This is a genomic window from Psychrosphaera haliotis, from assembly GCF_039523615.1.
In the GTDB taxonomy this organism is placed as follows: Bacteria; Pseudomonadota; Gammaproteobacteria; order Enterobacterales; family Alteromonadaceae; genus Psychrosphaera; species Psychrosphaera haliotis.
In genome coordinates this window covers 48681-70288 of the sequence record NZ_BAAAFQ010000006.1, presented here as the reverse complement: position 1 = coordinate 70288, position 21608 = coordinate 48681, and the positions used below count along the sequence as shown (strand labels likewise).

The 21608-nt window shown below is 39.4% G+C and carries 23 protein-coding genes; 12 read left to right on the top strand and 11 right to left on the bottom strand.

The genetic code is table 11. The features are described 5' to 3' along the window. Positions 1-16: 16 nt before the first annotated feature. Entirely contained in the window at positions 17-424 is a 408-nt protein-coding gene (locus ABD009_RS08585; protein ID WP_155694256.1) for an acyl-CoA thioesterase, read from the top strand. 31 nt (positions 425-455) lie between these two features. Then, positions 456-761, top strand: a complete 306-nt coding sequence (locus tag ABD009_RS08580; protein WP_155694254.1) for a 4a-hydroxytetrahydrobiopterin dehydratase — start codon at positions 456-458, stop codon at positions 759-761. Positions 762-851: 90 nt separating this feature from the next. Here ABD009_RS08580 and ABD009_RS08575 read toward each other — a convergent pair whose 3' ends face one another. The 11 genes from ABD009_RS08575 to cmoA all read right to left on the bottom strand — a co-directional run bounded on the left by ABD009_RS08575 (position 852) and on the right by cmoA (position 9897). Then, entirely contained in the window at positions 852-1559 is a 708-nt protein-coding gene (locus ABD009_RS08575) for a DUF445 domain-containing protein (protein ID WP_155694252.1), read from the bottom strand. 70 nt (positions 1560-1629) lie between these two features. Then, a complete protein-coding gene (locus tag ABD009_RS08570; protein ID WP_155694250.1) occupies positions 1630-2052 on the bottom strand; it encodes a YebG family protein in 423 nt (140 codons plus the stop codon). Positions 2053-2199: 147 nt separating this feature from the next. After that, a complete protein-coding gene (gene serA, locus ABD009_RS08565; RefSeq protein WP_343824518.1) occupies positions 2200-3429 on the bottom strand; it encodes a phosphoglycerate dehydrogenase in 1230 nt (409 codons plus the stop codon). A gap of 70 nt (positions 3430-3499) precedes the next feature. Then, positions 3500-4153, bottom strand: a complete 654-nt coding sequence (rpiA, locus tag ABD009_RS08560) for a ribose-5-phosphate isomerase RpiA (protein ID WP_343824516.1) — start codon at positions 4151-4153, stop codon at positions 3500-3502. Positions 4154-4171: 18 nt separating this feature from the next. Further along, positions 4172-4747, bottom strand: coding sequence for a 5-formyltetrahydrofolate cyclo-ligase (locus ABD009_RS08555; protein WP_343824514.1), 576 nt, complete (start codon positions 4745-4747; stop codon positions 4172-4174). A gap of 8 nt (positions 4748-4755) precedes the next feature. Then, positions 4756-5505 carry a DUF3108 domain-containing protein gene (locus tag ABD009_RS08550; protein WP_196492394.1) on the bottom strand — a complete coding sequence of 250 codons (750 nt, stop codon included), beginning with the start codon at positions 5503-5505 and terminating at the stop codon, positions 4756-4758. Next, positions 5495-6148, bottom strand: coding sequence for a phosphoribosylglycinamide formyltransferase (gene purN / locus ABD009_RS08545; RefSeq protein WP_330997672.1), 654 nt, complete (start codon positions 6146-6148; stop codon positions 5495-5497). Before purN ends, ABD009_RS08550 begins: the two co-directional genes overlap by 11 nt. Before the next feature lie 3 nt (positions 6149-6151). Further along, the gene (gene purM / locus ABD009_RS08540) at positions 6152-7195 is read right to left on the bottom strand and encodes a phosphoribosylformylglycinamidine cyclo-ligase (RefSeq protein WP_230961265.1); all 1044 of its coding nucleotides are present in this window, start codon (positions 7193-7195) and stop codon (positions 6152-6154) included. Positions 7196-7273: 78 nt separating this feature from the next. Continuing rightward, positions 7274-8164, bottom strand: coding sequence for a LysR family transcriptional regulator (locus ABD009_RS08535; protein WP_343824510.1), 891 nt, complete (start codon positions 8162-8164; stop codon positions 7274-7276). A 9-nt stretch (positions 8165-8173) separates the two neighbouring features. Further along, entirely contained in the window at positions 8174-9142 is a 969-nt protein-coding gene (gene cmoB, locus ABD009_RS08530) for a tRNA 5-methoxyuridine(34)/uridine 5-oxyacetic acid(34) synthase CmoB (RefSeq protein WP_343824508.1), read from the bottom strand. Between the two features lie 29 nt (positions 9143-9171). Next, positions 9172-9897 (bottom strand): carboxy-S-adenosyl-L-methionine synthase CmoA, encoded by a 726-nt coding sequence (gene cmoA / locus ABD009_RS08525; RefSeq protein ID WP_343824506.1) that lies wholly within the window; start codon positions 9895-9897, stop codon positions 9172-9174. Between the two features lie 157 nt (positions 9898-10054). Between cmoA and ABD009_RS08520 the strand changes: the two genes are divergently transcribed. The 10 genes from ABD009_RS08520 (at position 10055) to tolB (ending at position 21606) form a co-directional block, all read left to right on the top strand. Next, a complete protein-coding gene (locus ABD009_RS08520; RefSeq protein WP_343824504.1) occupies positions 10055-12964 on the top strand; it encodes a diguanylate cyclase domain-containing protein in 2910 nt (969 codons plus the stop codon). A gap of 131 nt (positions 12965-13095) precedes the next feature. Continuing rightward, positions 13096-14871 (top strand): aspartate--tRNA ligase, encoded by a 1776-nt coding sequence (aspS, locus tag ABD009_RS08515; RefSeq protein WP_343824502.1) that lies wholly within the window; start codon positions 13096-13098, stop codon positions 14869-14871. 124 nt (positions 14872-14995) lie between these two features. Then, a complete protein-coding gene (gene ruvC / locus ABD009_RS08510) occupies positions 14996-15520 on the top strand; it encodes a crossover junction endodeoxyribonuclease RuvC (RefSeq protein ID WP_343824500.1) in 525 nt (174 codons plus the stop codon). A 47-nt stretch (positions 15521-15567) separates the two neighbouring features. Next, on the top strand, positions 15568-16176 hold the full coding sequence (gene ruvA / locus ABD009_RS08505) for a Holliday junction branch migration protein RuvA (RefSeq protein WP_155694228.1): 609 nt from the start codon (positions 15568-15570) through the stop codon (positions 16174-16176). Between the two features lie 15 nt (positions 16177-16191). Beyond that, complete coding sequence (gene ruvB / locus ABD009_RS08500) at positions 16192-17199, top strand: Holliday junction branch migration DNA helicase RuvB (RefSeq protein WP_343824496.1); 1008 nt, start codon at positions 16192-16194, stop codon at positions 17197-17199. A 525-nt stretch (positions 17200-17724) separates the two neighbouring features. After that, a complete protein-coding gene (gene ybgC, locus ABD009_RS08495; RefSeq protein WP_330997671.1) occupies positions 17725-18123 on the top strand; it encodes a tol-pal system-associated acyl-CoA thioesterase in 399 nt (132 codons plus the stop codon). Beyond that, positions 18113-18802, top strand: coding sequence for a protein TolQ (tolQ, locus tag ABD009_RS08490; protein ID WP_330997670.1), 690 nt, complete (start codon positions 18113-18115; stop codon positions 18800-18802). Before ybgC ends, tolQ begins: the two co-directional genes overlap by 11 nt. Positions 18803-18806: 4 nt before the next feature. Then, positions 18807-19241 (top strand): protein TolR, encoded by a 435-nt coding sequence (tolR, locus tag ABD009_RS08485; protein ID WP_155694224.1) that lies wholly within the window; start codon positions 18807-18809, stop codon positions 19239-19241. Next, positions 19238-20254 carry a cell envelope integrity protein TolA gene (tolA, locus tag ABD009_RS08480; RefSeq protein WP_343824490.1) on the top strand — a complete coding sequence of 339 codons (1017 nt, stop codon included), beginning with the start codon at positions 19238-19240 and terminating at the stop codon, positions 20252-20254. The genes tolR and tolA overlap by 4 nt, the downstream gene beginning before the upstream one ends. Then, positions 20254-21606, top strand: a complete 1353-nt coding sequence (gene tolB, locus ABD009_RS08475; RefSeq protein ID WP_425543068.1) for a Tol-Pal system beta propeller repeat protein TolB — start codon at positions 20254-20256, stop codon at positions 21604-21606. Before tolA ends, tolB begins: the two co-directional genes overlap by 1 nt. Positions 21607-21608: the final 2 nt, after the last annotated feature.

The window sequence follows — 21608 nt, the reverse complement described above, 5'->3', positions numbered from 1 at the left end:
TAGTAAAGGAAGCAACATGAACAAAACAAGTTTAATTAAAGTACGCGGGTTTCACTTAGACATTTATCAGCATGTGAATAATGCTCGTTACCTAGAGTTTTTAGAAGAAGCTCGTTGGCAGTATCTAGAAGACAGCGGCGACATTGAGTACTTTACTTCTCTAGGTTATGCCTGGGCTATTGTGAATATCAATATTAACTATCGCGCTAGTGCTTATATGGGCGACACATTAGAGCTAACGACTGCGTTGTCGAAGATCGGCAATAAAAGTGCAGTGTTCCATCAAGTGATCACCAAAGCAGGCACTGACAAAGTTGTAGTAGATGCAGACATTACGTTTGTTGTGATGGATCAAAAAACTGGTAAAGCAGTAGAAATCACAGGCGACCTTTTAGAAAGAATGAAGTTACATACTCAAGACTAAAATTATAATTATAGAGTGAAAGGGGATTTTTATGGCGGCTGTAAAATTAACAAATGAGCAGTTAGAGCAAGAATTAACAGATATCAATGCGCCATTAGAAGCTGAAAAGCAATGGCAAATTGTTGATGGCAAGCTACATAAAGAGTTTGTATTTAAAAACTTTATTCAAGCTTTTGGTTTTATGACTCAAGTCGCTATTCACGCTGAGAAGTTAATTCACCACCCTGAATGGTCAAACGTTTGGAACAAAGTGGTAATTGACTTAGTCACTCACGATGTAGACGGCATTAGTGATTTAGATATTAAAATGATCAAGCGCATGGAGAAGCTTGTTTAAGTTGATAGCTTTTTAAACAGTGAACAAATTGCAAAAAAGCCCGAGTATATGATGCCCTGGCTTTTTTTGAATACGGTAACTTTAATACGGCTACAGCCCAGCAAAAAAGGCCACTAAGCCTATAGCACCGCCAAATACACCACCCCAAACAACTAACCAGCCTAGGTGACTTTTAATCATCTCTTGAACTAAGTCTTTAACCATTTTAGGTGTCAGCTCGTTTAGGCGTTGTTGAACAATGTTATCTACTTTTGTTCTAATATCTTCAACATTCGCAGAGCTACTAAGCTGTGATTTTAACTTTTCAGAAAACTCATCAGACGCCGCTATTTCTGAAATAGACTGTTTAAGGTTTTCTTCAAATGGGGCTTTTAATGGTGCTAATGCGTCAGTGCCACCAAACATGCTTAACATGCCACCAAAAGAGCTTTGTTGGATAGTCTGAACTAGGGAATCAAAGGCCGATGACATATCTGTCTCTTTGATTAGAGGCTCTAAATCAAAATGGTGAGCGTCGCCTGTTGGTTCAGTTAGAAATTTGTCTAAATTTTCTTGAGTAAAAAACTGAGACATAATTAGGTGGTGAATAGCAGACTTAAATTCTACAAACTTTAATTGAACAATACCGGTCCCATATAAACCCGGTACCTTTTCAAATAGCATGTGAACGGCAATCCAGTTAGTTAATGCGCCAGATAACGCAAACAACGACATATAAAAAAGCCAATCAATATTGAGGCCAAACCCTGCAATACAGCCTAGTGCCGCAATAACATTAGTAACCAAACTCTTGTTCAAAATAATTCTCCTATAAAAGTGACGCGTCATTATATGACAAGTCACCGTTATATGGATAAATTAAATGACTTCAAGCGGCATCATCTTTTTCAATAACAAAATCGACCAAATTGTCCTCTGATTCGTCTGAGTGAGATTCGGACTGCAACTCACTCTTCAGCTTTTTTGAGTCACCAGCTTCATCAACTAAATCAGTTTGGTTTTCAGCATTAGCGCTTGCTTTAGGCTTTGGCTTTTTTGCTGCTGGTTTCTTTTTAGCTTGAAGGGCGATAAGCACCTCTTCACGTTGTTTAGCTAAGTAGATACTTAGTTCTTCGGCTTGTTGATCGTCAACTTTTACACCGCTTTGCTGCAATAGTTCAAACATGTCATCTGCCATGTCTAACATTTTGTCATATTCATCAGCAGCACGTTTGTCGGTAAAAGTCATGACGTCTTGTTCCTTATTGCTTTTGTCGGTTCGTATAACGACATACCTAGTTTCAACAGCCATTGCTATCTCCTGTAAATCTAGCCTATGGAAAATTAATAATCACTTACTGTTTAAATATACAGTAAAGATTCGATCTGTAAAGTATAAAAATAAAAAAAGCCAATAGACGTCTATTGGCTCGTTTAAATATCAAGGACAAATTTAAAATCAATGAAGCAATCTAGTCTTCACTGTGCCTTCAATAAGCTTTAATTCGTCAAATGCGGTATTACTGTCATCGGTTTCGACATCAATGACCACATAACCAATTTTTTCATCGGTTTGTAAATACTGTGCAGCAATGTTGATATTGTGTTTAGCAAAAGCTTCATTGATCTTAGTTAACACACCAGGTTGGTTTTTATGAATATGTAATATTCGGCTGCGACCCGTGTGCTCTGGAAGTGAAACCTCAGGTACATTTACTGCGCTCAGTGTTGAGCCGTTGTCTGAGTATTTTGCTAATTTTCCAGCCACTTCAATGCCAATGTTTTCTTGTGCTTCTTGAGTCGAACCACCCACATGAGGCGTAAGTATTACGTTATCTAAACCTCTTAACGGTGAGATAAACTCTTCATCATTGGATTTTGGCTCAACAGGGAAAACATCAATAGCCGCGCCGCCAATATGCTTGCTTTTTAATGCGTCGGTTAACGCATTTAAATCAACAACCGTTCCGCGAGAGGCATTTATTAATATTGCGCCTTGCTTCATTTTGCTAAGTTGTTTTTCACCCATCATATTTTGCGTTGATGCGGTTTCAGGTACATGCAAACTAATGACGTCAGAAGTACTAAGTAGCTTGTCTAAGCTGGCTACTTGGCTAGCGTTCCCTAAGGTTAGTTTATTTTCTATGTCAAAGAACTGAACGCGCATGCCAATGTTTTCAGCCATGATGCCTAATTGCGTACCAATATGACCATAACCAATGATACCTAGTGTTTTGCCTCGAGCTTCAAAAGAGCCAATAGCCGACTTTTGCCAAACGCCTCGATGAGCATTTGCGCTTTTTTCAGGTATGCCACGAATAAGAAGTAGTATTTCACCAAGCACTAACTCGGCCACTGAGCGAGTATTGGAAAAAGGGGCGTTAAATACCGCGATGCCTTTTTCTTTCGCCGCAACCAAGTCAACTTGATTGGTCCCAATGCAAAAGCAACCCACAGCAATGAGTTTTTTCGCATGCTTAAGTACGTTGGCATTTAAGTTTGTACGAGAACGAATACCAATGAAGTGAACATCTTTAATTTTTTCAATTAACTCGTTTTCAGGCAATGACGTTTTTAGTGTTTCAATATTGTCATATCCCTGCGCTTTTAACGTTTCGACAGAGCTAGGGTGAAGACCTTCTAACAACAAAATTTTGATTTTATGCTTGGCCAGCGAAATATTTTCCATTCTAGGAATCCAATTTTTAGAGGTTCAAATTACAGTTGATGCGCTTTAATTAGAATTAATACTCTATTTTTTAGCGTTTCTCAACCCCATTCTTCCCACCGATAACTACATGGTCTGCGCCTCGATGTGCGAACAGGCCGTTAGTGACCACACCAACGATGTTATTAAGTTGTTCTTCTAGTTTTCTAGGCTCAGCAATTTTCATATCAAAAACATCAAGAATGACGTTGCCGTTATCCGTAACAACACCTTCTCGGTAGACTGGGCTGCCACCTAGTTTTACTATTTCACGGGCAACATAGCTGCGGGCCATTGGAATAACTTCAACGGGTAATGGAAACTCACCTAAATGTCGAACCAACTTAGACTCATCAACAATACAGACGAACTTTTTAGCAACCGCTGCAACAATTTTTTCACGAGTTAAGGCTGCGCCACCACCTTTAATCATGGCATTATCAGCATTAATTTCATCAGCGCCATCAACATACAAATCAAAATCAGCAACGTTATTTAAATCAAACACTTCTATACCGTGTTGTTTTAAGCGCTCAGTTGACGCTTCAGAACTAGATACTGCACCAATAATGTTGTGTTTTATTGTTGCTAGCCCGTCAATAAAGTAATTAACGGTAGAGCCCGTACCAACTCCAACAACGGTATCTGCTTTTACATAATCTAAAGCAGCAAGCGCTGCGGCTTTTTTCATTTCATCTTGATTCATGGCGTTCTCGTTATTGTTTTATATTCTAATAATTCGGGTGGGTGTCACTATCATGTCAATGGGGATGTCCCATTGCTCACTATTTAAATGCTCAACTTCTTGGCAGTCATGGGCAAGCCCAATTAAGGTTGGCTTTCTCGATAGCTGGTTTATATTTGCTAATGTTCTGTCGTAATATCCGCCGCCCATTCCAAGTCTATTGCCATTAGTATCAAAGGCAACTAATGGCATAAAAATGATGTCGATATTGGATAAATGAGCGGTAGTCAGCGCATTCGGAGCTGGTTCAGTAATACCGTATTTGTTTGTTGTCCAATTGGTTTGTCTATTTACGTATTGGAAATTTAAGTAACCAGAACAAAAGGAGTGTAGTACTGGAAATAGTAGTGGCGTGCTTAATTCTCGCAAGTGCTCAATGAGCGGTGCTGTATTTACTTCACCGTCATTGGCTAAGTACAACGCGATAGATTGCTCTGACTGAATAAGCTTTAAAGCATTATTCTTTAAAAGTTCAGCAGCCTCAGTTTGTTGTTCCGCAGTCAACAGATTACGGCGTTTTCGAATAGAGGCTCGTAATTGTTGACGGCTTTCCATCTTTACCTCTACTCAACAACAGTAAAGCTTTTGATAACTAAGTCGTACTGCTCTACGCCTTTTTTCATTCGCCATAGTCTGGCCAGCGTAAAGTTTAACTCTGGAATAAACCAGGCGTGCTGCGCATAAAACTTCTTGTCTTCATATACGCGTGCCACTTTAATTGCCTTAAAGCGACCAAAACCAGTACTAATCAATTCTTCGCCGATAACTTCAAACATGTATTCACGCAGCTTGCCGCTATTAGAAACAACCGTATAGTTGAATGTTGACTTGTTGTTTATTAGATCAAGCTGAATTTGAGCATGTAAAGACATCTCATCTTGCCACCCTTGCTGCCACTCATCAGGGGCTGCGTCTTTTTTAGCTTTAGGGTTAACAATTAATGATTGGTCTGAGTTAAAGGAGATCTTAACTTCTTCGTCACTGCCTGTACCTGAGCGGTCGAACGTATACAAGTTAGGAGTGATGTTTTCCCCGTCACTAACGGTAAACACGCTAACTTCCTTTCGTTTGTCAGAAAAAATGAGCCATTTTAGCTCACTTTTCAAAGACAAAGAATATTGGTTGTCTGTAATCTTCTTTAGAGCTCTCTCACCTTGGCCTAGCTTATCGCCCTGACGATACATATCGTAAATGGCACTAAAAGGTTTAATGGCATCATTTGCTTTTTCGATTGTTGCAGAGGCTCCAAATGAGCCAATAGCAAAAACACTTAACAAAATAGAGAAGACAGCAGTACGACCTTTATTCATCATTTGCATAACCTTGTTCTGGTAAAAGAGAGTTGTCTAGATATACGCCATCTGATTGTAAACGCAATCTTTTTTCACACAACCACTTTACCACTAGTGGATATATTAAATGTTCTTGAACATGAACTCTATCCGCAAGGGAGTCTGCGTCATCGTCACCAAATACTGGTACTTTCGCTTGCAGAATCACTGGTCCACCATCAAGTTGTTCATTTACAAAATGAACACTACAACCATGCTCTTCATCACCTGCATCTAGTGCTCGTTGATGAGTGTTTAACCCTTGATATTTAGGCAGAAGAGAAGGGTGGATATTGATTAACTTCCCTTCAAACTGCTCTACAAAGTCAGCGGTTAAAATTCTCATGAAGCCTGCTAATACAACAACATCAGGGTTTAACGCCGCAATTGAAGATGCAAGAACTTGATCATACTGTTCTCTTGTTTCATAGTTTTTATGATCAATAACCTGAGCATGAATGTTATGTTCATTTGCTCGCTCTAAGCCAAATACATCAGGTCGATTAGAAATAACGCCAACCACGGAGCCTGGAATTCTTCCAGACTCAGTAGCATCGATAATGGCTTGTAGATTAGAACCATTGCCGGAAATTAATACGACAATTTTTGCGTTGTTAGCACTCACTTATTAAGCCTTAATAATTTCTACTTGCTCTTCAGATGCATCTGCATCTTTGATTTCACCAATATGCCATGCGTTTTCGCCAGCATCTTTTAAAATAGCTAAGCTGCGGTCAAGATCTTCAGCTGCAACCGCAATCACCATGCCTACGCCGCAGTTAAATGTGCGGTACATTTCATGGCGCTCAATATTGCCATTCTCTTGCAACCAGTTAAATACTTCTGGCCACTGCCATGACGCTTCGTTTACAACTGCTTTAGTTGCTTCAGGAAGTACTCGTGGAATGTTCTCCCAGAAACCACCGCCAGTAATATGTGATAAAGCATGGACATCAACTTGCTTTAATAGTTCCAATACAGGCTTAACGTAAATTTGAGTTGGAGCCATTAAGTGGTCAGCTAAAGGCTTGCCATGGAAGTCTGCGGTAAGATCCGCGCCTGAAACTTCAATCACTTTTCTCACTAATGAGTAGCCGTTTGAATGCGGGCCAGAAGAGCCAAGAGCTATAAGTTGATCGCCGTCTTTAACTTTTGTGCCGTCGATAACTTTAGACTTTTCAACAACACCAACACAAAAACCAGCCATGTCATAGTCGTCGCCTTCGTACATACCAGGCATTTCAGCAGTTTCACCACCGATTAATGAACAACCTGATAATTCACAACCATCAGCAATGCCACTAACTACATCAGCTGCAACGTCTACGTTAAGTTTACCGGTAGCATAATAGTCTAAGAAAAATAGTGGTTCTGCACCTTGAACAATAAGATCGTTAACGCACATAGCAACAAGATCAATACCAACGGTATCGTGCTTCTTTAGATCAATCGCTAATCTTAACTTTGTACCAACACCGTCAGTACCAGCAACTAAAAGCGGTTCTTTATAGCCCGTTGGAAGTTGGCATAGTGCGCCAAATCCACCTAGTCCGCCCATAACTTCTGGACGTCGAGTGCGTTTAACAGCACCTTTAATTCGTTCTACTAGGGCATTACCTGCATCTATGTCTACACCAGCGTCTTTGTAGCTTAAAGATTGATTGTTGCTCAATGTCATATCCTCAAAAGTGGGGTGGTTGTGGCTCGTGAATCAAATTTTAACGTAAATAGGTTCACTTGTAAGCCGTCATTATTTGTATTGCTTTAAAATTAAATTTTTCAGTAGCGTCGCACCAGGGCCTAACTGATTTGGCGTTGGTGTGACTAAATGTGTCATCACTGTTTTTTCACCAAGTGACGTTAGCTTTACCGGTACGATATTCCCATCTTGAACTTCTTGATGGGTTAAATGTTTGGGTATCCAACAAAATCCTGTACCACGTTTTAAAATGGCAATGGCTTGATAAAAGTTACTGACTGTCCATCGCTGTTCCGCTTTTAACCAACCCTGACTTTCTTCAGGGTGTTTACTAGAGTCGCTGATAACAATTTGAAGTTCGTGCGTCAGCTCTTCAATATCGACAGTGTCAAATTGAGCCAGTGGGTGATTTGCGCCGCAATATGCGACAAAGGTAACGGTTTCGAGCTTCTCGCCTGAATAACCCTTTGGAATAGTGCCACCGACAACAACAAGGTCGGCAGTATGCTCTAAAATTCGCTCTTTTGTGCCCGTAAGAACTTCGTCTGCAATTCGCACTCGAGTGCCTCTTGCTTGAGGGTAAAACTCTTCAAGTGCGGAATATAATTTTTCTTTTGGATGAATGGTTTCGCAGGCGATAGTAATTTCTGGTTCCCAGCCTGCCGTCATATTTTCAGCGAGCTGTTCTAGTTCTTCAACATTTTGGGTCAAGAGACGAGAGCGACGCAGCATCACTTCGCCTTCTTTAGTTAAATAAGCTTTTCGCCCTTTAACTTCTAGAAGTTGAACGCCGAGTGTGTGTTGCAGTTTAGATACTGCATGATTTAGGCTAGATTGGCTTTTACTTAATGCCTCGCCTGCTTGGGCATACCCTCCGAAGTCAACTACCGCTTGTAATATTCGCCATTGTTCGATAGTTGATTTAGGACGGTAAAGAGGCATTGGTTTTCCTTAAGCGTTCGCGACAAAAATAGCGCGAAGAGGAGCCGGATAACCCTCTATAGTTTTATTGGGGTCATTTGGATCTAGGAAATCTTCTAATGACTCGGTATCTATCCAGTCGGTTTTTCGTTGCTCATCTAACGTCGTTTGGTCAATGTTAACGAGGCGAATATTGCTAAAGCCTACTTTATTAAGCCAACCCTCTAACGCTTTTGCACTTGGAATAAACCAAACATTGCGCATTTTAGCGTAACGGTCATCAGGCACTAAAACTGTGTTCTCATCACCTTCAATAATTAAGGTTTCAAGTATGAGCTCACCACCCTTAACTAATTGCGCTTTAAGTTGCTGTAAAAAATCCATTGGTGATTTTCTGTGGTACAAAACGCCCATGGAAAATACCGTATCAAAAGACTTTAATGGTGGAAGGTCATCAATACCTAGCGGCAATAAGTTAACGCTAGGCTCTTGCATAAAGTGCTGTACAGCCATGAATTGAGCGAAAAATAACTGAGTAGGATCAATTCCTACAACAAATTTAGCATCGGCTCCTTTCATTCTCCATAAATGGTAGCCACTGCCACAACCAACATCTAAAACGTATCGGTCAGTTAAATCGGAAATATGAGGGGCTAGGCGATCCCATTTGAAATCTGAACGCCATTCAGTATCAACATCAATACCATGCAGGTGATAAGGACCTTTTCGCCATGGTTTTAACTGCATTAAATGATGAGTGGTTTTTTTATCAAAACCAGGAGGTAACGATTGAGTCGTTGAAACTGACACACTAGTGGATAAATTTAAAGTTTCAGGCTCAACTGGCGGAAGAAGATCAATGTTTTTCATCCATTGCTTATATTCGCCGTGGAGATTTGAACTATGCCAGTGGTTTAATTGCTTAGGAAGAGACTCTAACCAATGGGAGAGTTTATTCTGAGCAATTTGAGCGTAGAAATTATTAAAAATATCAGTCATGCGTGTTGTGATTCACTTTTAATTACACATCATTTTTTTATGGCGATGAAAGAACCAAAATTAAAACATTGATACCAACTTGAAACATGGCTAAAGCCAACATTTCCTAATCTTTCAATATGAGCCTGAAAAGAATCAATTTTCATTACGTTTTCAATTGCACTTCGTTTTTGACTAATCTCTAATTCGCTATAGCCATTTGCTCGTTTAAAATCGAGGTGCAAATCTGTCAATGCGTCATTTATCGTCTCATCATCAAAAACAAACTTTTCTGAGAGAATAAATACACCACCAGGTTTAAGGCCAGCGAAAATTTTATCTAGTAGAAATCGTCGTTTTTCAGGCGGGATGAATTGTAAGGTAAAATTCATCACAACAACAGATGCATTTTCAATTTCTATGTCATTTATATCCGCGCACTGAATTTCGGCGGGCACTGAAGATTTGAACGCATTTATATGGAGACGGCAACGTTCCACCATAGCTTCACTATTATCAACACCAATAATTTTACAATTAGCGGCATCCACAAATTTTCTCATTGCTATGGTCGCGGCTCCAAGGGAGCAACCTAGGTCATAGATATTCGAGTTTTCTTGCTGAAATTGTTTTGCTAACTTACCAATTGAGCTAACAATAGTTGAATAACCGGGAACGCTACGTTGAATCATGTCTGGAAAAACTTCGACAACGGAACGATCAAAGGTAAAGTCTTTTACTTCTGAATGAGGATTTGCATAAATGTTGTCGCGCATATTTAACTCAATGATTTTTATGATTAATGTTATTAATTTAGGGTGCGGCCTGTAACGGATTGACGAAAAAATAAACTTGGTTTGTTTGTAAAAATTTGTTACAACTATGCCGTTAATGGACCATTATAATAATAACTTAATAAGATTCCTATCACCAATGAAGTCGTTTTTAGTCAGGATGCTACGCTTTACTTGCTTGTTTGCCTGTTTTTTAACATTTGGCAACAGTGCTTTCGCATTTTCAAATGTAAACTCGTCAAATTCACCTAGTGCAAACGCAACAAATCAATATAAGTCACAAAAACAGCCACAATATGATGTGATTAGGCTAGCCGTAGACTCAAATTTAGTTCCTTATAGTTATGTAGACAAAGGCAAACCAACTGGTTTTGTGGTAGATATTTGGGAACTATGGGCACAAAAAAACAATCAAAAAATTGAGTTTGTGATATCTAACTGGGATGAAACCTTAGTCAATGTTGAAACAAATAAAGCGGATGTTCAAACCGCCTTAGCTTTAATAACAAGCCGTGTTGATCGCTTTGATTTTGGTCACGAAATATACTCCACACCTATCAAGGTATATGTACATAAAGACTTGCAGATGTTCTCCGGTATCGAAGAATTAAAACCATTTCGTATGGGAGTTGTTGGTGAAACCAACATCGGGCAATTAGTGTTGGAAAAAGATTCTAATATCTCACTAAAGTATTATAAAGACTGGGATGATTTACTTGATGGTATATACAAGGGTGAGATTAAAACATTTGCGTCTTATGACTTTTTTGCCTTTAGATATCCAGATTACCAACGCATTAACGATCTTTTTCCTGCATTTAAAAGCGTAAATATAGGTGAAATAAAGACTCAAATCGCCGTCAAAAAAGGAAATATTCGGTTATTAAATCGGCTCAACGCAGGGTTTGACAATATAACGCAGGAAGAACGCCAAGAGATCTATAACAAGTGGTTTGCCAAAAGAGAATCGGAAGGTGCCTTACTGCTAAGTTTATCCGTTGGCGCAAAACCGTTTATGGGTGTAAATGCAGATGGCACACCCGTTGGTTTATTTGTTGATATGTGGAAGTTATGGTCGAATAAAACGAAAACAAAAATAAAGTTTGTTCCGAACACTGCTAATTTATCAATGAAGTCGTTAAAAGAGGGAGCTACCAATGTTCATATCGGTTACCCTGAAAGTATGGCTACCAACTCTGGATTGCCACGAGCTAAACATCTCTATTCTACTTTCTCTCATTTATACGTTTACGATAAATACGATTTTGAAAAGTCGGTTGATCAATTAAATGGGGAAACCATCGGTCTTTACAAAGATTCACCATATCAGCAGCAATTTAAAGCTAGTTATCCAAATATTAATATTAAGTTTTTTGATAGTTTGGACGATGCTATAAATGCCGCTATTCAAGGTGAAATAGCCGGTTTTGTTGTAGCTAGCCAAATGGCAAACAAACGCCTTGAAGAAAATAGTATTTCCGATCGCTTTCACCAAATTAAAGATGTTGAATATGAGTCAAAAATATACTCCTTAGTATCAAATCAAGATAAATCACTTATTAGAAAGATAAATGATGGATTTGATCTGATATCAGAGCAAGAATTAGTTGAAATAGAAAACCGTTGGATAACTGAGATTCCAGATCGTTATTTTGGAACTAAAAAAAGCAAGTTCAATTTAACAACGGACGAAAAAGCTTGGTTAGTTGAAAACCCTAATATGACCGTCGCAATTGTTGAAGATTGGAAACCTTATGAGTTTGTTGACGATGACGGTGAGGTTTCAGGTATAAGTCGAGATATGTTTGACTTAGCGACCCGTTTAACGGGACAAACCTATGAATTTAAGATCTACCCGACCTGGGAAGAGTTATATCAAGACTTTAAAGATGAAAAGGTAGATATTGTTGCCAATATTACGGCGTCAGATGACCGCAGGGCCTTTGCACATTTTACTACTGCCTATTGGCGAACTCCTTGGTCAGTGATTACTCACAAGTCAGTTGATAACGTTGGAAGTATTAAAAAGTTTTATGGTAAGCGTCTTGCGATTATTCAAGGCTATCAAATAATTAAAGACATTCATGACAAATATCCTCAAATTATCATCCATGTTGTGAAGGATTTTGACGAAGCTCAAGAACTTTTAAAAGCAGGCCAGATTGATGGCATTTTAGACTTAATGTCAGTATCAGCTCAATACATACAAGATAACTCCTTACAACAGTTTAAAATTCATGTCTTTGATGATTTAGGTAGTGATAATGCTCACATAGGTGTTAAAAAATCACTAAGTGTGCAAGGCCGTATTATGGAAAAAGTAGTACAGGCCATGTCAAAGGAAGATATTGAAAATATCCTTAAACGTTGGCACAAAGTCGATGTTGTAGCAGGTATAAAATCAGAAGTGTACTGGCGAAATATCAGTATTTTTGTAGGTATAGCGTCAATTATTATTTTAGCGATTTTGATTTGGAATCGACGCTTAAAAAGTGAAATTTTACTAAGAGAAAAAGCGGAGCAAAAGCTTCGACATCTAGCCTCACATGATCCAATGACGGGCTTGCCTAACCGCTCCCTGCTTATTGATAGGCTGAAACAAGCGATGTCACATCACTCAAGGAATAACAAAAATATTGCTATCTTATTTTTGGATTTAGATGGTTTTAAAGAGGTTAATGACACCTTTGGACATGATGTTGGTGATGAACTGCTAATTCAAATAAGTGAGCGCTTGCTATCTCTCAGCCGAAACTCCGACACAGTTGCACGATTTGGCGGTGACGAGTTTGTTATGTTGGCAACTAATCTAAATGATAGTAATCAAGCTGCTAAAGTAGCCGAAAAAATTATTGCTGACTTAAGCGATCCATTTGTACTTTCACGGGCAACGGTTAATGTGGGCGTGTCTATTGGTATTGCCAAGTATCCTCAGAACGGCCACGATGCCACGGTTTTAATTAAAGCTGCCGATGACGCCATGTACGCAGTTAAGGCGAATGGTAAAAATAGTTATCAATTTGCCGACACCAGCTCTATATCTAGTTAATTTAAATAAAGGCAATTTCAATCGGTGACATTGCCTTTCAAATCCTTATAATAATCGCCAATTTCTATTCATATTAATATTGCTCTAATTCTACTAGAGCGATGTTTAATTCAGACTCCAATAGGTTATATATGCGTTCTCATTATTGTGGTCAACTTAACAAGAGTTTAGTTGATCAAGAAGTTACTTTATGTGGTTGGGTTAACAAGCGTCGTGACTTAGGCGGCCTAATATTTATTGATATGCGTGATCGTGAAGGTGTTGTTCAAGCCGTTATTGATCCAGACGAAACTGCAATTTTTGATGCCGCCAATAAACTAAGAAATGAATTCTGTATTTCTATTACTGGTATCGTTCGCGCTCGTCCTGATAGCCAAGTTAATAAAGACATGGCAACGGGTGAAGTTGAATTATACGTTAAAGACTTAACTATTCTAAATGCATCTGCACCACTTCCGCTTGACTTCAACCAAGAAAACTCTGAAGAAGCTCGTTTACGCTACCGTTATTTAGACCTACGTCGTCCTGTAATGAACCAACGTCTTCAGTTCCGTTCAAAGGTGACAAGTGCCGTTCGTCGTTTCTTAGATGACAATGCATTTTTAGATATCGAAACACCAATTCTAACTAAAGCGACACCAGAAGGTGCTCGTGATTACTTAGTACCAAGTCGTACGCACAAAGGTCAATTTTTTGCACTTCCTCAATCGCCACAGTTGTTTAAGCAATTGTTGATGGTTGCTGGTTTTGACCGTTACTACCAAATTGTTAAATGTTTTCGAGATGAAGATTTACGTGCTGACCGTCAGCCAGAATTTACTCAAATAGATATCGAAACTACGTTTATGTCTGGTAAAGATGTTATGTCTTTAACTGAAAAAATGGTTCGTTCAGTATTCAACGAGTTGTTATCTATAGATCTTGGCGAGTTCCCGTCGATGACTTATGCAGAAGCGATGCGTCGTTTTGGTTCAGATAAACCTGACCTTCGTAACCCATTAGAGTTAGTTGACGTAGCGGATATCCTAAAAGACGTAGACTTTAAAGTATTTAGCGGACCTGCGAACGATGAAAAAGGTCGCGTTGCTGTTATAAATGTACCAGGTGGTGCATCTATGACTCGTAAAAACATTGATGGTTATACTGAGTTTGTAGGAAAGTACGGCGCTAAAGGTATGGCGTGGATCAAAGTAAACGACGTAGCTGCTGGCCTTGAAGGTTTACAGTCGCCAATCGTTAAATTCCTAAATGCAGAAGTAGCAGCACAAATTCTTGAGCGTACAAACGCTAAAGATGGTGACATTTTATTATTCGGTTCTGATACTTACAACACAGTAACAGACGCGTTAGGTGCATTAAGACTTAAGCTAGGCGAAGACTTCGGTTTAGTTGAAGACAAGTGGGCGCCGTTATGGGTTGTTGACTTCCCAATGTTTGAAGAATTAGAAGGCGGTGCGCTTACACCACTGCATCACCCATTTACTGCACCAAGCAATATGACACCAGCAGAATTAGCTGCAAACCCAGTTAATGCGATTTCAGATGCTTATGATATGGTACTTAATGGTTGTGAGTTAGGCGGTGGTTCAGTTCGTATCCACAACCAAGACATGCAAGCCGAAGTATTTAAGTTATTAGGTATTAGTGATGAAGAAGCTAAAGAGAAGTTTGGCTTCTTATTGGACGCATTACAATATGGTGCTCCACCGCATGCAGGATTAGCATTTGGTTTAGACCGTATGGTTATGCTGATGGTTGGTGCTGACTCAATCAGAGACGTGATGGCATTCCCTAAAACGTCAACGGCTGCTTGTCCTCTTACTTCAGCACCAGGTTTTGCGAACGAAGAACAGTTGGCTGACTTAGGTATTCAAGTTGTGGCAAAAGAAGTGCCTGCAGCTGAGTAACTAATATAGTTAGCTTAAAGGTGTACTTACTTTATTAGGCTCCTCTAATAAGTAAGCAAACCATAAGTAAATTAAAGATTAGGCACTTCTTTGTAAGTGCCTATTTTTTTTAAAGGAAATATAAATGTCAGTGATCCTTGGTATTGACCCTGGCTCACGAATAACCGGTTACGGTATCGTGCAGCAACAAGGTGCTAAGTTTGCCTATTTAGGTAGCGGTTGTATCCGCACACCTGACGCCGATCTTTCTATTAAACTTAATACTATTTTTAATGGTCTTGCTGAAATCATTCAACAATATCAACCTACCACCTTTGCCATTGAACAAGTATTTTTAGCTCACAACCCAGATTCAGCATTAAAGCTCGGCCAAGCTCGAGGCGCTGCTATCGTTGCTGCAACACAAGCTGAACTGCCTGTGTTTGAATACTCAGCTCGACAAATCAAACAAGCTGTAGTGGGAACCGGAGCCGCTGATAAATCTCAAGTTCAGCATATGGTTCAACAAATCCTAAAGTTATCTGGCAAACCTCAAGCTGATGCTGCAGACGGCTTAGCCGTTGCTATTTGTCACGGTAATACAAACCAAAGTTTGATTAATATGGCCGGCGTTGCGAAAAAAACTGTCCGCGGGCGTTTACGCAGATAAAATAACTGGGTATATTTACAGTTATTATAAATTGAAGTGTAAATATTATGATTGGTCGACTTTTAGGAACTGTTGTTGATAAACAAGCCCCAGATTTACTTATTGATGTAAATGGTGTGGGTTACGAAGTACAACTTCCCCTTACAAGCTTTTATGAATTACCAGAAGTAGGTCAAACAGCAACCGTATTTACCCATTTTGTTGTTCGTGAAGATGCTCAGCTTTTATATGGTTTTAATTCAAAGCAAGAACGCGCACTGTTCAGACTGTTAATCAAAGCTAATGGCGTAGGTCCTAAACTAGCTTTAACCATTTTGTCAGGTTTAACAGCTGAACAGTTTGTTCAATGTGTTGAGCATGATGACGTAACAACGTTGGTAAAATTACCGGGTGTGGGTAAGAAGACAGCAGAACGATTATTAATTGAAATGCGAGACCGCATTAAAGAATTAAATATGGCGCCTAGTGCATTGCCAGCTAATGTTGCAGGTACAGCGTCGCCGCTCATAAAGTCAAATGGCATGGACGACGCAGTTTCAGCCTTAGTGTCTTTAGGTTATTCGCCACAACAAGCTCAAAAGTCTGTTAAAGCGGTGTATTCAGATGGCGACGATAGCGAAGTGGTTATTAGAAATGCACTTAAAAGCATGCTTTAAGAAAAAGGATAGGAAATGATAGAAGCAGATCGATTAGTAGGCGCTGAATCCTTTGGTGAAGACGAGGTTATTGACCGCGCTATTCGACCTAAAATGTTGTCTGATTATCAAGGTCAGCCAACAGTTAAAAATCAAATGGAAATCTTCATACAGGCCGCTAGAAACCGAAACGAAGCACTTGATCATTTACTAATATTTGGCCCCCCAGGACTAGGTAAAACAACATTGGCTAATATTGTTGCTAATGAAATGGACGTAAGTATAAAAACAACGTCAGGTCCTGTTTTAGAAAAAGCTGGAGACTTAGCTGCACTGCTTACTAACCTAGAAGAAAATGATGTACTGTTTATCGATGAAATCCACCGACTCAGTCCAGTTGTTGAAGAAATCCTTTATCCCGCAATGGAAGACTATCAGCTAGATATCATGATTGGTGAAGGTCCAGCTGCGCGCTCAATCAAATTAGACTTACCACCATTTACCTTAATAGGTGCAACAACAAGGGCGGGTGCATTAACGTCACCGTTACGAGATCGTTTTGGTATTGTTCAACGACTAGAGTTTTATAAAGTTGCAGATTTAGCACGAATTGTTGAACGCAGCGCCGAGTGTCTGAATATGGATATGTCGCCAGGTGCTGCCATTGAAGTTGCGCGTCGTTCGCGAGGAACACCTAGAATTGCAAATCGACTTCTACGACGTGTTCGTGATTTTGCCGACGTAAAAAGTGAAGGTGTTGTTAATGATGTAACGGCCAAACAGGCACTTGATATGATCAATGTTGATAGTGAAGGCTTTGACTACATGGACAAAAAGCTATTAACGACCATGATAGAAAAGTTTGACGGTGGTCCTGTAGGCTTAGACAACATTGCTGCTGCCATAGGTGAAGAGCGAGACACCATTGAAGATGTTATTGAGCCGTACTTAATACAGCAGGGTTTTTTACAACGTACCCCAAGAGGACGAATAGCGTCTCCCCGGGCATATACTCATTTGGGGTTTGATTTGCCAACTGACTAAAGTGTTGATGCAGAGCGAGTAAAAATTGTTAGATTTAAAGAAAAACGGGCTTAGGCTCGTTTTTTTGCTTATACATCGAGAAAAAGTGAACTTATCGTTATTTAAAGGTTCAATAAATTTTAGGCAAAAAAAATGCCCATTCAAAGTGAATGGGCGAAATAAGGAATAAATTCCAGGGAACATGAATAGGAGAAGAAAATGAATTCTTCGCTCTGAACAGGTTGTGTTCAGAAGATGCGCGCATTATAGGAGTTAGAGTAAATACTTCAAACAAGAATTTTTGATTTTAGGTATTAGAATTATTAATGCTGAATAGCTAGTTAAATTACAAAAAATTAGTGGGTTTGTTACAGGCTGGCGCTAAATGATAGGTTTTACAAAGGTTTGTTTGCGTTGGTTGTATTTTAAACAAATCAAATATTATTAATGGTTGAATAAAAAAATCGATTTATATTCATTAAAAATGCATATTATGCAGATGTAATTATAAAAATTAATTTTAATAAATATTAATTAAGGGTTCTCGTGTTTAATTTTTTAGTAAAAGTGTACTACGAAGATACGGATGCAGGTGGTATTGTCTACCATGCAAACTACTTAAAATACTGTGAACGGGCGAGAACTGAACTTTTACTTTCATTAGGTATTGAACAAGACGTCTATCTTAAGCAGAATATAGGCTTTGTAGTTTCCAGTATGGAAATTGGCTTTAAGTTACCTGCTCGTTTGCACCAAGCGCTAATGGTGAAAACTGAAATTGTGAAGTTAAAGCGGGCGTCGATTGAATTTAGACAAGTTATTTTAAATGAGCAACAAGACACGGTATTTGAAGCCTGTGTTATTGTTGCCTGTATTAATTCGGAAAAAGGTAAACCTCAGGTTATACCGCCGGAAATTTTAGGGGTGTTAAAAAGTGCAAGCTGAAATTAGTTTTTGGGGATTATTTTGGGAAGCTAGCTTTATAGTAAAGTTGGTCATGGTTACGCTTTTAGGTTTGTCTATTAGCTCTTGGACTATTATATTTCAGCGTCGTAAGGTATTAGTAGAAGCAGAAAAGCAAACTAAAAAGTTTGAAGATAGGTTTTGGTCTGGTGTTGATCTTAGCCGTCTATACAGTGAAATTACAGCACGCCAGTCAGTAGACGGGCTAGAGTCTTTATTTAAAGATGGCTTTAAAGAATTTGCTCGACTTAAAAAAAGCAGTATTGGTACAGCGCAAGTTTATCTAGAAGGCACGCATAGAGCCATGCGAGTTCGCCTTTCCAGAGAAGTTGAAGACCTTGAACGCCACCTAAGCTTTTTAGCATCGGTTGGTTCAATCAGTCCTTACATAGGTCTATTTGGAACGGTTTGGGGGATCATGAATGCATTCTTAGCATTAGGTGAAGTTCAACAAGCAACGTTAAGCATGGTTGCGCCAGGTATCGCTGAAGCTCTAATAGCAACGGCCATGGGTCTTTTCGCCGCTATTCCTTCAGTTCTTGCATATAACAGTTTTGCGCACCGTGTAGAAAAACTTGAAGTAAGTTATGTTAACTTCACTGAAGAGTTTGCAAACATACTGCACCGCCAAGTTACTGCTAACGTAAACACAACGGCTTAATAATATGAATGCTCCAGTACGTCGCCGGAGAAAGCCGGTCGCCGAAATAAACGTTGTTCCTTATATCGACGTTATGTTGGTGTTATTAATTATATTTATGGTTACTGCACCTTTAGTTACTCAAGGTGTGAAGGTTGACTTACCGCAAGCCAATGCAGAGCCTTTAGAAGATGATAGTAAGTCTCCTATTATTGCTTCAATAGATGCAGAGGGTCAGTATTTTGTATCCACTGGCGACAATGATGGCAAAGACAATGCTATGTCAGCTACCGATGTTGCTGTTGTGATTGCTGCCCAATTAAAAATTGATCCCCAAACACCCGTTGTTGTTAAGGCTGATAGAAACATACCGTACAACAATGTCATTGAGTTAATGGTGCTGTTACAACGAGCGGGTGCACCTTCCGTTGGTTTAATGACGGAGCCAGCTCAAAAATGATAAATCCTAGTTACACTCCATTTATTGCTAAATCCTTTGGACTGCATATTATTTTTGCGGTTGTTTTAGTATTGAGCTTTAACTTTTCGCCACCTGCAATCAAGCCGGAAAAAGCCCCTGAGATTTCCGCCATAGATGCGGTGGTTATAGACGCAGCTGCACTTGAACAACAAGTAAATAAAGTAAAACAGCAGCAGGCTGATAAAAAGGCGGCGGAAGAAAAGCGTGTTAAAGAGCTTGAAGATCGAGCGAATAAAGCCAAGCAAGATTTAAGCAAGTTAAACCGCGAGCAGAAGCAAAGCGAAAAAGAAGCTAAAGAAGCAAAGCGCAAAGCCGCAGTTGAAAAGAAAAAGGCTGAAGCTGAAAAGCAAAAAGCATTAGCTGAAAAGAAAAAAGCGTTAGCTGAGAAGAAAAAGGCTGAGGAAGCGAAAAAAGAACGTATTAAACGTGAAGCCGAAGCTAAAAAGGCGAAAGACGAAGCGACTAAAGCAAAACAAAGAAAAGAAGCTGAACAAAAAGCGGCAGCGAAAGCTGAAGCTGAAAGAAAGCAACGTGAGAAAGAAGCTGCAGAAGCGGCTGAAAAAGCACGTAAAGCAAAAGAGGCTGAAGAAAAAGCAAAAGCTGAAAAGCTAAAGCGTGAACAAGAAGCTCGAGAAAAAGCACTGCAGGAAAGTATGATGCAAGAGCAGTTGGCTCGAGAGCAAAGTGTACGACAAAAAGCACGTCAGAAAGTGGTAATGTCTGAAGTACAAAAGTACAAGGCGTTGATATCGTCAAAAATTCAGCAGAATCTTCTTACTGATGAAAGCATGAAAGGTACATCTTGTCGCTTAAATATAAGATTGGCATTTAGTGGCCTAGTTACAAAAGTAACCATTCTAGAAGGTCAAAATAACACATGTAAAGCAGCAGAAAGAGCCGTGTTAAAAGCTGAAACCTTGCCAGTGTCTAAAGAAGAAGACGTGTACCAACAATTAAAAGATATTAATCTAACCGTGGAGCCTGAACGTTAATGATTCAAAAAATAACTATAGCGCTGATGTTTGTCAGTTTATTGATTAGCCAAGCCGCTAAAGCTTCGTTGGAGATTGTAATAACGGAAGGTATTGATAGTGCCAGGCCGGTTGCCATTGTTCCTTTTAAATATGAAGGCACAGCTGAGCTACCATTGAGAATTTCTGAAATTATTGCCGCAGATTTAATGCGCAGTGGTAAGTTTAAAACCATCGCAATAGATGAAATGCCTCAAATGCCAACAAAAGACGATGAAGTTGACTATGGGTCGTGGGCTTCATTAGATGTAGAGGCAGTATTAGTTGGTACTATTCAAGATCATTCACCTGGCCGATTTTTGGTAAGCTTTGAATTAATTGATGTACTGCGAGGCCAAATTACTGGTGGTACAGTTCAAGCTTTGGTTAACGGTAAGTTGGTAGAAACCAAAGATCATATATTGGATAACAGGCAAGTAACTATCGCGGCTAAACAGTTTCGCCGTTATGCACATAGGATTAGTGATTTAGCCTATGAAAAATTAACAGGCGAACGAGGTGCCTTCTTAACTAAAATTGCCTACGTAACGGTAAACCACGGTGATGACTTTGTTTATAAGTTAATAGTGGCGGATTATGACGGTGCAAACGAACAGATATTACTTCGTTCTAAAGAACCATTGATGTCGCCTTCATGGTCGCCAGATGCAAGTAAACTGGCTTACGTTACGTTTGAAAACAATCGTTCTCAAATTTATGTTCAAGATATTTATACGGGTACTCGTCAGTTAGTTACATCTTATGAAGGAATTAATGGCGCGCCGCAATGGAGCCCAGATGGGAATAAGTTGGCACTAACCTTATCTAAAGACGGAAACCCAGAACTGTATGTTTTAGAACTTACTAATAAAACCTTAACTCGTTTAACAAGACACAGAGCAATTGATACAGAGCCAAGTTGGTCACCAGATGGTAAATATATTGTTTTCAGCTCAGAACGGGGTGGTAATGCACAACTTTATAGCGTAAATTTAGACAGTAAGCGTATAAAGCGATTAACTTTTGACGGTGAAATGAACCTCGGTGGCTCAATAACCCCAGACAATAATCACCTAGTTATGGTTAATCGTACGCAAGGAAATTATCATATTGCAAAAAAAGAGTTAGTGTCAGGGAATTTTCAAATACTGACTAAAACGCGTCTAGACGAAAGTCCAAGTATCGCGCCGAATGGCTCAATGATAATTTACAGTACTATGCACGGCAACGGTCAAGTGTTAGCTTTGGTTTCAATTGACGGTCGTTTTAAGGCTCGTTTACCGGCTGCTAGTGGGCAAGTAAAAAGTCCAGCATGGTCACCATATTTAAAATAATA

Bases quoted from the DNA above. Each gene is read 5' to 3' on its own strand.
- ABD009_RS08535 (WP_343824510.1), bottom strand. From the start codon at position 8,164: ATGCCTCTTTACCGTCCTAAATCAACTATCGAACAATGGCGAATATTA.
- ABD009_RS08570 (WP_155694250.1), bottom strand. From the start codon at position 2,052: ATGGCTGTTGAAACTAGGTATGTCGTTATACGAACCGACAAAAGCAAT.
- cmoA (WP_343824506.1), bottom strand. From the start codon at position 9,897: ATGCGCGACAACATTTATGCAAATCCTCATTCAGAAGTAAAAGACTTT.
- ABD009_RS08580 (WP_155694254.1), top strand. From the start codon at position 456: ATGGCGGCTGTAAAATTAACAAATGAGCAGTTAGAGCAAGAATTAACA.
- ruvC (WP_343824500.1), top strand. From the start codon at position 14,996: ATGTCAGTGATCCTTGGTATTGACCCTGGCTCACGAATAACCGGTTAC.
- tolR (WP_155694224.1), top strand. From the start codon at position 18,807: ATGAATGCTCCAGTACGTCGCCGGAGAAAGCCGGTCGCCGAAATAAAC.
- ABD009_RS08555 (WP_343824514.1), bottom strand. From the start codon at position 4,747: ATGGAAAGCCGTCAACAATTACGAGCCTCTATTCGAAAACGCCGTAAT.
- aspS (WP_343824502.1), top strand. From the start codon at position 13,096: ATGCGTTCTCATTATTGTGGTCAACTTAACAAGAGTTTAGTTGATCAA.
- ABD009_RS08550 (WP_196492394.1), bottom strand. From the start codon at position 5,505: ATGATGAATAAAGGTCGTACTGCTGTCTTCTCTATTTTGTTAAGTGTT.
- rpiA (WP_343824516.1), bottom strand. From the start codon at position 4,153: ATGAATCAAGATGAAATGAAAAAAGCCGCAGCGCTTGCTGCTTTAGAT.
- ABD009_RS08520 (WP_343824504.1), top strand. From the start codon at position 10,055: ATGAAGTCGTTTTTAGTCAGGATGCTACGCTTTACTTGCTTGTTTGCC.
- cmoB (WP_343824508.1), bottom strand. From the start codon at position 9,142: ATGACTGATATTTTTAATAATTTCTACGCTCAAATTGCTCAGAATAAA.
- tolB (WP_425543068.1), top strand. From the start codon at position 20,254: ATGATTCAAAAAATAACTATAGCGCTGATGTTTGTCAGTTTATTGATT.
- tolA (WP_343824490.1), top strand. From the start codon at position 19,238: ATGATAAATCCTAGTTACACTCCATTTATTGCTAAATCCTTTGGACTG.
- serA (WP_343824518.1), bottom strand. From the start codon at position 3,429: ATGGAAAATATTTCGCTGGCCAAGCATAAAATCAAAATTTTGTTGTTA.
- ruvB (WP_343824496.1), top strand. From the start codon at position 16,192: ATGATAGAAGCAGATCGATTAGTAGGCGCTGAATCCTTTGGTGAAGAC.
- ABD009_RS08585 (WP_155694256.1), top strand. From the start codon at position 17: ATGAACAAAACAAGTTTAATTAAAGTACGCGGGTTTCACTTAGACATT.
- ruvA (WP_155694228.1), top strand. From the start codon at position 15,568: ATGATTGGTCGACTTTTAGGAACTGTTGTTGATAAACAAGCCCCAGAT.